The following is a 14,249-nucleotide window of genomic DNA, read 5'->3' as shown; positions in this document are numbered from 1 at the left end:
ATGGATGAGTCGTTGCCAGGCGAGGCGGATCTTTGGCTGCTGTATAAGAAGCGGAACGATACGGCCGCGAGGGATCGCCTCGTGGCGCACTACCAATCCTGGGCATCCGGTATTGCCGGCGGTATTCACCGCCGCCTGGGGGCCTACCAGGTCGACCGCGAAGATTTCACACATAATGCCCTGATTGGGATGCTGGAGGCCATGAACCGTTTCGACCCTGATCGCGGCATTCCATTTCCTGCCTATGCCGCGTCGAGAGTGCGGGGGGCCGTATTCAATGGCATAAGAACGATCATACATGATCGTCCGCCCCCTTCGATAAACAAGTCGGGTTATCGGCTTTCCGAAATGGATGACGACAATGAGAAAGATCCGTTTCTGCTTCTGCTCGATGCCGTGACAAGTCTGGGTGTGAGTTATCTGCTTGACGAAACCCTGAGCACTATAGGTATGCGGGCGCAGCCAGATGCTTATGCGTTTGCATCGCAACGGCAAATGGCGGAGCGGCTGTTGATGGCGGTCAACAGGTTGCCAGATCGTCTGCGCGGTGTCGTGGAGGCGCATTATTACAAAGAAAAAAAGTTCACCGACATAGCGCAGGAGTTGGGCGTGACCAAGGGGCGTGTTTCACAATTGCATAAAGAGGCTCTCAATACCCTGAAGGGCGACTTGAGAAAATTTTCTTCATGCGGTTAGTTCTCCATGAGGTGGGATTTCATTGGGTCAGTTGCGTTCTTCTTTCTGTTTTTATTGATCTGCTTGGCGAGTGCTGATGAGGGCTGGCGGAGTATTCCAGTCATCGTTGGGTTGCATTGGGGGCGGAGCCGTTCGGCTATGCTAGCCTTGACTTCCAAGTGGCGAATTATGTTGGAATAACGTAGCCGGTTGGAGATAGCCCTGCCGCATGGGGGGCGGTATGGGGCGAGGCATCAATCACAGGATTTGTTGCTGAATATTCCGATATGTCTCCCCGGCGCGTGAGAGGTATTGTCCGGCAGTGAAGGGGTCGATCAAGTCTGACATCTGGATGAAGGTCGCACGGTGCGAGTATTCATGGGCCGATTTTGGGAAATCTGATGGCTATCGGGTTATTGGCGGTGTTTGAGGGGGCGATGGCCTGCGCGTCGCCATGCAAACCCGTGGTCGCTCACTGATTGCGAATTTCGGCCAATCGAAATGGCACTGCTTTCCGTCGCTTTCAACGTACCTCCGAATGGGCGGCCGAGCGGAGTGGATCGCCTGTCTCCCTAAACTTCCCGCCGACTCAATGGATAGATGGTCTGGGAGGGCCACAAGGCCCATGACTGTCATTTGATGGCTGAGGTGTCGCATGGTTGCGGTATTCACGGGGAATGGTCTGGGGCTGTTTGGTTCGTCCTTGGGGCAGTTGGGCGCAAAAGGGCAGCCTGGGATCGGGCAGAGCCGCGATCGTGGCTATGTCAATGTCGCAACCGGAAATTTGTTGCTGCAAGCCGATGATGAATTCATCACGGTGCGGGGTTTCGGTGTGGCGTCGAGCAGGACGTACAACAGTCGGGGCGTGTTGTCGGATGTGGGACAGGATGCCTGGCTGACAGGGCTTGAGCGTTCCGTGGAACTGGTGGGTGAGTTGAATGAGTCCGGCAGCACGGTTCGGCGCAGGGCGGGCGATGGGTCCATACAGGTCTTCAAATTCTCCGGCACCGCCAACGAATACGTTTCCGTGGAGGGTGACAACGCCCACGACACGCTGACCTATATGGCCTCGTCGCGGACCTGGACCTATACCGAGGGCACGTCCCGTGTGGTGGAGACTTACGCCGATCATGCGAATGCCAGCCTGAAGGGGCGGCTGACCTCGCTGACCAATGGTCGGTTCGATAGCGCCGAACTTTTCACGTTCGTGGTGGGTTATGACAGCGCGGGCCGTGTCGTTTCCCTGCTGGCGAATGATGGCGCGCCGGACGGCCAGCAGGACGGGATTCTTTATACATACAACGAGGCCGGGCAACTGCAATCCATACAAACCCGTGAGAGCGGGGCGCGGAAGTCGCAGGTCAGCTATGGCTATGAGAACGCGGATGGGAGCGGTCGCCTGACCTCGGTCGAACACGACCTGAGACCTGGCGAATCGTCGAGCGGTACGTCGAGTGAAGAGACCGAGAGCCATGGCCGATTCTTCAGGACGACCTACGATTACGTCTCGTCCGATCCTTCCGATGCCCGGATCGGCAGAGTGCGCACCAGTGACGGGGTGAGCGTGTCCTACACGTACGAATCCGATGCCAAGGGGGGCTATCGGATCAAGACCCTGACGAAAGGGGATGGTGGTGATGGTGCTTCCCAGGCATTGACGTTCAACTATCTTGCCGGCGCCACGGAAGTCACGGATGCGACGGGGGCCGTTTGGACTTATGAATACGATGCCAATGGACGCTTGTCGAGCATCATGGAGCCAGCCGTCGATGGCCTGAGAAAAAAGACGGCCTACACCTACGACGCGGATGGCAACCTGGCCCGAGTGACCCAGGGAGGCTCGGGTCAGGCGGCTCTGCTGGATACCGTGTACCAGTATGACGAAAACGGAAACAGGAAACTTTCCCGCGACCGCCTGGGTAATGTGGTTACCTGGACCTACAACGCAGCCAATCAAGTCACTTCAGAAACACGCTACACCACCCCGGATCCCGATGGCCTGGACTCATCCGGCACCGGCACGCGGTCGCCTTCCGGTGAAAACACGTTCAGTTACATCTACGACAGCCGTCAACGCCTGGTGTTTTCTGTCAGCGCCGCCGGCGCGGTAACGGAATACAGCTACCATGCCTCCGGAAACGGCGTGGATCAGGTCAGTGCCGAGCGCCGTTACACTGGCGAGGCTTATTCCGGAAACGCCACGCTGGAGTCGCTGCAACTTTGGACGCGGGACAAAACGGCGAACCGGAAAGCCTCCAGCACGCTGAAATCATTCGATTACGATGCGAAAGGGCGCCTTCAACAGACGGTTGATTACGCGGCGGTTTCGAATGACGCCGCCGGTCATGGCGTTCTGGACAAGACCGCCGCGCTCACCCGCTATGTTTATGATGCGCAGGGGCTGCTTCGCCAGAAGGTGGTGACCGATGGCCAGCAGCGGGATGCCGTGACACCCGTTGCCGAAAGTGAAGTCACCGATTATGTCTACGATGGCATGGGGCGTCTGCTGAGCAAACTGGTGCGCTCGGCGGCGACGGCGGCCACCCGGCCCGGCGACCCGGCCGCCGCCGCCGATTGGGATGTGGCGACGAACCTCATCTCGTACAGCTACGACGACGCGCGCGGTCTGGTGATTACGCAGATGGATTCGGGAGTGGTCCGCATCGAAACCCGGAACAGCGCGGGCGATGTGACTTCCGTCACCGAGCGTGATTCGCTGGGCGTGGTCGCCAACGAAAGGATTACCCAGGCTTTCTATGACGCGAGTGGTCGCCTGCGCGCCGCTCGTGACGCGGCGGGCGGTATTACCTATAGCCTGTACGATGCGGCCGGGCGCATCGTCGCGCAAGTGGATCCCACCGGCACGGTGACGGAGACACGCTACGATGCGGCCGGGCGCGTGGTCAAAGTATTGACCTACGCCAACCAGGTGGATACCCGGAAATGGATGTCGGGCGACTCGGTGATTATCGATCGTCTGGTTTTTGCCGAGACTATACCGGCCGACGTCGGCCCCGCGTCGGCCTGGGTGCGGACCGATGCATTGAACGATCGTGTTTCCGAAAGAACATACGATGCGGCGGGCCGCTTATCGACCGAATCGGATGGCCGGTTGGTACGCCGCTACGCGTACGACGGCCGCTCCAACCGGGTTCGCTTGACTATCTCCGCGCCGGAACTGGGCGAGGCGGGGGATCGTGTCACACGCTATTTCTACGATACCGCCAACCAGTTGCTTGCCACGCTGGATGCGGAGGGATATCTCTCCGAGAACGTGCTGGATGCGACGGGCAGGGTCGTCAAGACGATCCGCTATGCGACGGCCACTGTCGTTGAACGACGCACGGCGGGTAGTTTGTCCGATTTGCGTCCAGCCGCCAGCACGCTCGACCAGCAGGTCCGCATGTTCTACGACGGGCGCGGAAATGTGGTTGGAACGCTGGATGCCGAGGGCTACCTGACGGAGAAGGTGATCGATGAGGCCGGGCGCATCCGCGCCACGCGCGCCTATGCCACGCGCCTGACCGGCCTGACCGGCGATGAACGTTTCGCCGAAGTACGCACCCTCGCGCTCGCCGATGGGCTGGCGGAGCGCGTGCGCGAATCGCGCATGGCCTATAACGCCTTGGGACAGTTGGTGACGCGGACGAACCCGGAAGGCACGGTCACGCGGTATCGCTATGACATGGCGGGTCGCCTGGTGAAAACGGTGACCGCGTCGGGCACCAGCGAGGTGCGCGAGAACAGCCGCCGCTATGACGTCTTCGGCAACCTGATCGGCGAGCTGGGAGGAGAAAGCTCGGTATTCCTGTTGCCGGACATGAGCGAGGCGCAACTGGATGCCGCCTATGCACGATATGGCATTCGCCACGCCTATGACGCGCTGGGGCGCAGGATCGAGAGCATCGATGCGGAGGGCAACAAGACCTGGTACGCCTATGACTCGGCGGGCCGGCAGACCTTCCAGATGCGTGGCGTGGCGGCGGATGGCGTGCGCAATGCGGCGATGGAAGTGAGCGAGACCCGCTACAACGCCTTCGGACAGAAGCAGGAGTCGTTGGCCTATACGGGGCGATTGCAGGTCACGGTGCCGGGGAGCCGCGCCAGCGCACTGCAAGCGCTTTCAACCTTGCAGTACGTGGCAAACCTGGATAAGAGGCAGACGCTGAGCTATGACACCCGGGGACTCATCGCCACGCGCACCGATGGCAACGGCTACCTCACCCGCTACAGCTACACCGCGTTTGGGGAGACGAAGACGGAAGTCGGCTATCGCGACCTGGGCCAGACGCAATCGGCGACCAAGACCCATACCTATGATCGGCTCGGACGACTGCTGACGACCAGCGAATCCTCGTCAATCGACGATCGGTTGCGCACCCTGACGCAGACCTTCGACGCCTTCAACCGCACCTCCATCATCGATGGCCGCGGTATCACGACCCGCTATGACTACGATCGCCTGGGGCGCCAGGTCACGAGTACTCGCTGGGTGGCTGGGCGCATGGAATCCGTGCGCATGGCCTATGACGCCTACGGTCGTGTGGTCAGCAAATTTGATGCGGCGGGCAACGAGACCCGGCTTGCCTACAGCGATGCGGATAAGAGCCTGACGGTGACGAGTCCGGAGGGCGTGACGGTCAAGACCGTGTATAACGCCCATGGGCAGATTCTGACCGTGACCGATGGCCTGAATCAGGTCACGACCCATACCTACGACAAGGATGGACGCCTGACCCGTACCGAGGATGCCGCGGGTGGCATCAGCCGCAACGAATACGATGTGCTCGGGCGTCTGCATCGCACGGTCGATGCGACCGGCCGCATGGTGGAGCTGAACTACGATGCGGCGGGCCGGGTACTCAACCGGGTGGTGGACCCTGAAGGGCTTCGCCTGACGACCGTCTATACCTACGACGGACAGGGCCGCCAGATACAGGTGGTCGACCCGAGCGGGGTCGTGACGCAAATGAAGTACGACGCCATGGGCCAGCTCGTCGAGTCGACAGTGGACCCGTTGGGCCTGGCGCTTCGCACGACCTATGCCTGGGATGGCCTGGGCCGGCGGTTGACGATGACCGAGGGCGCGGGCACGGCGTCGGCGCGGACGGTGACCTATGCCTATGACGGCCTGGGCCGGCGCGTGGCGGAGACGGTGGACCCGGATGGTCTGGCGCTCGAGACAGTCTTCACTTACGACGGCAACGACAACGTGTTGAGCCGTACCGATGCCGGGGGCCGCACGACCCGTCATACCTATGACGATGCCAACCGGCTGGTGCAGACCGTGGATGCCGACAATGGCGTGACCCGGATGACCTATGACGTCAAGGGCCAGTTGATCGCGACGCGACGCTTCGCCAATCGCATGGATACCGCGGGCAACGTCGTGGCCGCGGATGACCGCGACCAGCAGGACTACCGGATCTACGACAAGGATGGGCGTGTCCGCTTCATGGTGGATGGCGAAGGCGCGGTCACTGAAATGGCCTATGACGCGGCAAACCGTGTGACCCAGGTGCGCAGCTTTGCCGCCGCGATCGATATGAAGGGTCTGCGCGAGGGCCTGGCGGCGGGTAATGTGACCCCGGCGCCGGTTGCCGACAACGCGCGCGATGTGGTGAAGAGCCAAATCTACGATGCCGCCGGCCGGGTAATCGCGGTGGTGGATGCGGCGGGCGCGGTCACGCAGACGCGCTATGACGCAGCCGGCCGGGTGATAGCCACGAAAAAATACTCGAATACGCTGGAGCTCACCGCGGAGCTTTCCAAGGCACTGCAAAACGGCACGGTCGAACTACAGGCGCTGATCACGCCGCCGTCCGACAACCCGGCAGCCGTATCCGCCCCGCCGGCGGATGAGGCGCGGGACATCACCTCGATTTATGTATACGACCAGGCCGGGCGTCTGGCCATCACGTTTGGCCCCGGCGACTCCATCCGCAGGACGATTTATGACCCGGCGGGTCGGGTGGCTGAAACAATTGCCTATGGCGACGATCGAGGGGGGGGGATGTATATAAAGGCGCCTGGGTTTTATGACCTTGGCTCGGGTGATGAGAATGATCCGTTTTCGCTATCCAATATCAAATTCCTGCTTGAAATTCTTCCCGGTGCAGTTGGAAGGGATGACCGTGCCACGACAAACATCTATGACTCGGCCGGCAGGCTCGAATATGTTCTGGTGCGTCAGGGAGGTGATTCATATCCTGGAGAAAAACCTGTGGAATATCCAGGAGGGCGGCCGTATGCAGGGGGAGGCCCTGGAGAACATCCGGGGATGCCGCCCGAAGGGCCTATGCCGCGCTATGTGGATAATGCTTCTGCGCGTGCCGAGCGCTATGTCTACGATGCCGCCGGAAGAGTGGTGTCCAAGCTCCAATATGGAGATGTCATCGGTTACAAGGAGATAAAGCGGATCCCAGTCGAGCCTACCGATCCCGCAGCGCCGGAATCCGGCCAGGCTCTGAACAGATTCGAGGCGGTTGAGTACACGGCGGCCCGGCTTGCCGAGGTTCTGAGTGAAATTGAGAACCCGCAAATCCGCGAAAGCAGAACCGTCTACGACTCCGCCGGCAGGGCGGTCTATGCCGTTGACGCCCTCGGCGGCGTGGTCGAGACGGCGTACGACCGCGCGGGGCGGGTGGAGGCGGTGCGTCAATATGAATCCCCGGTTGGGGTGGATACCCGCACCGCTGGCCAGTTGGCACAGACGCTCCAGAGTTCCGGGGTGCGCACGACACGGTACGAGCGCGATGCGGTGGGGCGGCTGGTTGCCACCATCGATGCGCTGGGCAACCGCGAGTCCTATCGTTACGACGCCAATGGCAACGAAATCGGACGCACCCTGAAGAGCGGCGCCATCTGGTCCTACGCATACGACGCCGCTGGCCGGAAGACCCGCGAAACCTCCCCGCGTGTGGAAGTGTCGAATATCGATGCGGCGGGCAAACGCGTTTATGGCGAACGTAGCATCGAAACGGCATTTGAATACGATGCCTTGAACAACGTGACCGCGCGTATCGATGACGCAGGGTTTGCCAGCCGTCGAACCGAATACGTTTACGATAATAGAGGGAATCAGGTAAAAACGATTTTCTCTGACCCTGGTCGCCTGGATCCGGGCACGAACCGGATGCTTCCCACTGGTGATCGGCCGTATGTCGAAGTGACGTACAACGCACTGGGACAGGCGGTGGCGGAGAGAAACATTCGGGGGGATTACTCCTTCAAGCTATACGACCGGGCAGGGCGAGTTTCCGCCGAGGTCGATCAGGAAGGAGCGGTCACTCTGAAAAATTACTCCTCGTTCGGTGATCTGGTTTCGATTAAACGGCTCTTCAAGCCGGTAGCTATTCCATCCGACCCCCGTGCCGATCTGCGGGATGCCATCCGGTCGAGTTCAATCGAGGTTGATGAATCGGGCTGGGCCGAAGATGGTAGAGAAAGGATGCGCTATGGAGCGAGTGAAGGCCGTGGCATGGAAACGCTCCCAGGCGTCAATAAAAGCCGCGAATTGAGAATGCGCTATGACACGGAAGGCCGTGTCCTGCAATCGGAATCCGCTGGCGGCGAACGCACCCGGTTTACCTATAATGCATACGGAGAACTCGTCGAGAAGGCCAGTGAGATTCGCAATTTCTTCAATAAGAATGGCGTTTCTTTGGAGGCCGATTATGTTTATTCAACGGGCGTGCGATGGGCGCGGACGGCGTATTACCGGGATGCGCTTGGGCGGGAGGAAATGTCCATTGACCCCGAGGGCTATGCGAACAGCACCGAATACGATGGCTACGGCAATGTTGTCAAAAGGGTCGAGCATGCGGTCTCGCTTCACGTCTTCAATGACCTGAGGGTCAGTCCCGCCATAGGTAGATCATTGATAGAGTCGAATGATGGAGTGGATGATTTCAAGTTCGACCCGAGGGTCAAGCCGCAAATCCCGCCGCCCGGCACCTCCGCCACGGGCTTCGACCGGATATACGAATATGGCTATGACGCCCTGGGCAGGAAAACGTCGGAATCGCTGATCCGCAATGTAAGGCAACTGGATGGTTCGGTGGTCAAGACACCAATCACCACCAATACGCGCTATGACGAGGAAGGCCGCATTACCCAAGTCTCGGGAGATAACGGGAGCAAGTCCACCCAGTACGATGCGCTTGGCCGTGCCATCTCCATTGTCCAGCCCGAGCGTTCCGTTCTGCGCGATGATGCCATCGACCAACTGAAGTCCAACCCGCAGTGGAGTTTGGACAGGGCGGAACTCTATCGTCGTGTATCGCCAGTCACCACGACCTACTACGATGCCTTCGGGAACGTCGTCGAAACGCGGGCGTTCGCTCAAGGAATCCTCGAGGGACAGGCGCGCCCGGTCGTCAGCAGCGACGATGCGGTGGAGCAGTTCGGTTACGATTGGCAGGGCCGCCAGATTTGGGTCAAGAATGCGCAGGGCGCATTGCTTTCCAATACCTATGATGCGGCTGGCAACCTTCTGACTTCCCACCAGCAATTATCCGGCGCTTACGTTTCATCGACCTCGCTGACCGTTGCCATGACCTATGACCGCACGGGTCGGGTGCTCACGACCCGGACCGAGCGCGGCTGGAATGAAAACGGGCGGGCGCGGACACATGTCGATCAATCCAACCAGGTTCGTTACAACACTTTTGGCGAAGTGATCGCACAGGACGAAAGCCTGGATACCGCCAAGGCGACGGAGAGCTTCGCCAAGCAATACCAATACGATGTGGACGGTAATCTTGCGCGCACCAACGAAGTTCGAGGCGTATGGCGCAGGTACCAATATGCGGGTGGCAAGAGCGTATCGGATGGCGACAACGAGTCGTTTTACGACAGGAACGGAAATGCCATTCTGACGATCAAGGCCGGAACGGAATTCAAGCGAACGCGGTCGGACCGTTGGGGCAATGTCCTATATGTGGAAGATACGCGCGGCGCCCGGGTCGATTACGAGTACAACGAGCTGAATCAGCTCGAAAAAGAACGCCAACCTTATGTCAGAATCGTCGAAAAGACAGGCGCCGAACGGTTCGGTCGCCCGGAGCGATACGTTTTTCATGATGCGCTTGGCCGGGAGATTGCCACGCGTGATCCCAATGGCAATGTTCGCCAATCCCGCTTCAACGAAGCCGGGCAACTGGTGGGCAGCCGCGATGGGCGTGGCACCTGGAGTTTCGCCGCCTTCGATACGCTTGGCCGCTCTCGGCTGACGCAGGATGGCTCGGGGCTTATCAAGTTCCAGAATTACGACAGCGCCGGGCGGGTGGTGTCCATCGGTAATCTCCAGGCCCAGGCGGGCGCGCGCATCCAGCAAACTCAAGAGAGTTACGTACTGAATGAACTGGGGCACAGGCTCAGGATCACCGATGCGCTAGGGGGCGTCCAGCAATACGACTACGACAGCCGTGGCCTGGTCTTGCGTAGCCGCTCCGCCGCCGGCCTCGTCATGACATATGCCTACGATAGCCAGGGCAACAAGATTCGGGAGACCAACGCGCTTTCCGACCCCGGTTTGCTCAATGCCCGCGCCCCTCGCTACGAAGGCGGCATTATCGAATCCCAATTCGCGGTTGCGGGCCAGGCATTTTCCTATACGCTGCCCGCCACGGCGTTCAGTGCGCCTATCGATACGGCCATTTCCATCTCGGCCACCGTCGAGGTGGATGACGGGCAAGGCGGGTCGCGTGCCAGTACCGATTTGGTTTGGGATGCCGCCAGCCGCACCTTGCGCGGGCAACCGCGGGAAGGCGTCGCCTACCGGGTGGCTTTCATCGCCAGCACAGGCGATTCCCAGGTAGTGGCCACCGGCTATCTCACGGTGGAAGGCGTATCCCGGGAAACCTGGGATCGAGTTTACGCACTCGGCCCGCAGGCCCGGAATGGCTTGTCGATCCAGCGTCCGGCGCCCGGCGAAAATTTCAGCTACGTTATTCCCGATGATGCCTTCGTTCACCCGCAAGGCGAAGCGCTGACATATAAAGCCTATATCCGCTATACGCGCGGAACCATGGACCTGGATACGCGCGAGGAAATGCTGGAAGAAGTCAACCAGGAAATCGGGCCTTCGCTGAGCGCACCTTACTGGTTGACTTTCGATGCCGCTTCCAAAACCCTGTCCGGCACCGTGCCGCGGGAGAACGGCGCGGCTGAGGTGGTTATCGTCGCTATCGATACCCAGGGCCGTCAGCGTGAACAGTCCCTGGTCATCGACCCGCCTAGCACATCCACTCAGAACGGTCGGCGTACCAAGGTCGATAAAGAAGGTGAAACCGTCTTCCTGGACGAACAGACCTGGGATTACGATGCCTATGGCCGCCTCATCGACCATAACGATCTGAGCGGTGTCGATTATGACTACGGCTACGGCTACGATAATGGTAGTGGCAGCGAGTATGGATATGGCGGAAGCTACAATGACTCGGCTGGGCGGCTCGAATCCGAAAGCAGCGACTGGACCCAGTCCATCGCCTCCATCACCATGCAGGTGCAAATAAGACGCACCGGTGGGTTCCTGAAGAAAATTTTTGGCAGGTCCAAGAAAAGGGTCTACGTCCCGGTCACCACTTTCAAAACGTACTCGGCAACGCGTGAAATTGGATATGATCAAATGGGCCGCACGGCCTCCATCAGGGAGGGCAACGGCAATAATTTCAGATACGAGTACGATGAAGTCGGGAATCGTATCAAGGAAAGTAGCGAGACAATGGATGGCAGTGGCCAGCGCATCCGTCTCGAAACCCGGATGCAGTACGACCTGAACAACCGGCTTGTCCATGTCGTGCAGGAGGACATGGATAAACAAAAACGGCTGCTGGACGTGCGCTACAGCTACGATGCCGCGGGCAACAGAGTACGGGTCGATTATTCGGAAGGCTATGGCCGCTTCGGTGCATCTTCCGTGGATTTGAGAAATCGCGCGCCAAGCATCACGCTGGATGGGGAGCCAGTCTATGACGATGAAGATAACTGGGGTGGGCGCCCCATGCAGGCTGACTTGCCGGTGGCGTCTATCGGTGAGCCCTACACCTTCACCTTTGGTCCTGGCGTAGTGACAGATCCGGATGGCGACCCGGTGGCCATGATCGTCACCGGGCCCAATGGTCAGCCGCTGCCAAGCTGGCTGCGTTACGACGAGGCAACCCGCACCCTGTCCGGCACCCCGCCGGTGGACGAACGGGGGATGGATGGTTTTAACGATCGAGGGGAGATGCCTCCGGTATTGCTCCGCGCGCGTGCCTTCGACTGGAACGGCGGTTTAATCGAGCGCGAATTCCGTATTCGTCTGGCCGACCCTTCGATCAGCCTGCGCCCCGGCCTCCCCGCCGAGTCGCGTTTGCAGCTTGACAGGGCGGATGGCTATAGCCAGGAAAGAAACATCACCGAACTGCGTCTTCAAGACTATTTCAAGTATGACCAGGCCCTGCCCGTCACCCCCAGCATCACCCTGGCCGATGGCGGCGGTCTGCCCGCCTGGCTCAGCCTGGTGCAAGAGAGAGATACCTATTTCACTTCCCCCAAATGGCTGCTCAAGGTGGACGAAGCCACCGCGCCCGATGTTTTGCCCTCGCTCAAACTGCGATTGACGTTGACGGGAACGCAAGGGCGGACGGCGACCGTCACGCTGGATGCCTATTTCGACAGGGCGCCGATCTGGAAGGGGCCAAGCAGCGTTCAACTGCGCCCGAATGAGTCATGGAGCATGACGCTCGACCCCGCAACCCTGCTCCAGGATATCGATGGCGACGTGGCCAATACCGGCTACCGATTCAAAGTGTCCTCGCCGTATGGCGCGCTGCCTCCCTGGGTAAACTTCGATGCCGCCACGGGTACGTTGAGCGCGACTCCGCCAGAGAGTTACGTCTACGAGGATGACCTCAATGCCATTCGTTGGAATAACCAGCTCCCCCTGACCATACAGGTCGAAGGGGGATCGACCACCCGGGCGTTCGGGTTCCTGTTGGATTTCAATCCATCCACCCAAATCGCCGCCACCAAGACCGTCGCCCAACAGATCGTCCGCGTTGACCAGGATATGGACATCACGCTGCCGCCCGGCCTGTTCCAGCACCGCGATGGCGCCGCTCTGACCTATAGCGCCAAGATCGCGCGGATCAACGCTTATACCGATGAGGGAAGGAGCTGGTCCAGGAGTTACCGCCGCTTCGAGACGCAGCCTTCCCTGCCGCTCCCGGCTTGGTTGCGTTTCGATCCCTCCACCCTGCGCCTGACCGGCCGGACGCCCGCCCAGCAACAGAACATGATTCTGGAAGTGACCGCGGCGGATGCCGAGGGGAATACCGCCATCAAATATGTCCTGCTCACCGTGGTTGGGCGGGACGTGAAAATACGACCCATGTCCGGAGACGGCGTCGATGTGACCTGGATGCGCTCCGCGCAAAATGGCAGCTCGCTGACGTCACCTGTCCGGAATGGCGAGTTCCTGCCCCCGGACGTCCCGCCGAGTGCCGCCGACATGCCGCCGCATCTCACGCAGGGCGACATCAGGATCAACATCCAGAACGGGCAACCTTTCAGGGTCAAACTGCCTGAATGGGTCGTTACCCCCGGGGCGGTCATCACCGCCGAGGCATTGCCCGATGGCGTGCGCTTCGATCCGGCCACACGGACATTCTCCGGCACCTTGGGCAACAATCAAGTTCGCGCCACGCTCATCATCAGCGATGCCCAAGGGCGTTCGACATCCGGCACCGTGTCGTTCGTGCCATCCGACCTGGCCACCGTATTCAATAAGAGCGTGTTGCCGGATGCGCTGGGGCGGGTCGGCCAGCTATTCGAATACGTCATTCCCGATGGCGTGCTTCCAGGCAGCGGCGAGTACTCGGTGGCGCTGGCCTACCTCGACCGCGCCAACCCGGCTACCGGCTACCGCTTCCCCTGGTCCCGGCCGAGCAGCCAGTGGGGGAATGGTCTTTCGCCCCTGACGACCGACCCGGATGCCCTGCTGTATTTCGACCCGGCCAGCGGCGTCATCAAGGGCAAGCTGGCCAAGGCGGGCGTCTACCAGGTGCGTGTGAGCCGTGACGGCGCCAGCGCCGATTTCGCCATCGGCGTGGATCCCGGCGTACTGGCCAACCCCCGTTTGAAGGAAAGCTTGCCGAATCAACGGGTGCGCGTCGGGCAACCCTTCTCGTACACCGTGCCGGCGGACTGGCTGGTGACCGACAACGGCGAGCCGGCCACGCTCGATACCCGCCGACTGCCGGCCTGGCTGCGCTTCGATGCCGCCACCCGCACCTTCTCCGGCACCCCGACGCTGGCGGATGCCAAGCAACCCGCCATCCCCCTGCACCTCAAGACCGCCAGCGGCGAGCGGGCTACCGCCAACTGGTGGGTGGAGGTTTACGAGACCTACCAGCAGCCCCCGGCCAACGCGGACTTCAGCGAGGGCGACACCGGCTGGGACAAGGGCACCGGCTTCGCCATCGTGGAAAAGGACGGACGCCATGTCGCCCAGGCGCGCATCGGCAAGACCTTCGACATCGTCAATAACGATTGGGCGGTGATCCGCCCGGGCGTCAAGATTCGCGCCG

The 14,249-nt window shown here is 60.5% G+C and carries 2 protein-coding genes; both read left to right on the top strand.

Annotated elements, in window-relative coordinates:
* Nucleotides 1–696, top strand: a complete 696-nt coding sequence (locus EBB59_RS02500) for a sigma-70 family RNA polymerase sigma factor (protein WP_158601691.1) — start codon at nt 1–3, stop codon at nt 694–696.
* 634 nt (nt 697–1,330) lie between these two features.
* On the top strand, nt 1,331–14,249 hold a 12,919-nt coding region (locus tag EBB59_RS02495), incomplete at its 3' end, for a putative Ig domain-containing protein (RefSeq protein WP_147455486.1).

Source organism: Solilutibacter pythonis, assembly GCF_003697345.1.
In the GTDB taxonomy this organism is placed as follows: domain Bacteria; phylum Pseudomonadota; class Gammaproteobacteria; order Xanthomonadales; family Xanthomonadaceae; genus Solilutibacter; species Solilutibacter pythonis.
This window is presented reverse-complemented; position numbering and strand designations above follow the sequence as displayed.

Bases quoted from the DNA above. Each gene is read 5' to 3' on its own strand.
- EBB59_RS02500 (WP_158601691.1), top strand. From the start codon at position 1: ATGGATGAGTCGTTGCCAGGCGAGGCGGATCTTTGGCTGCTGTATAAG.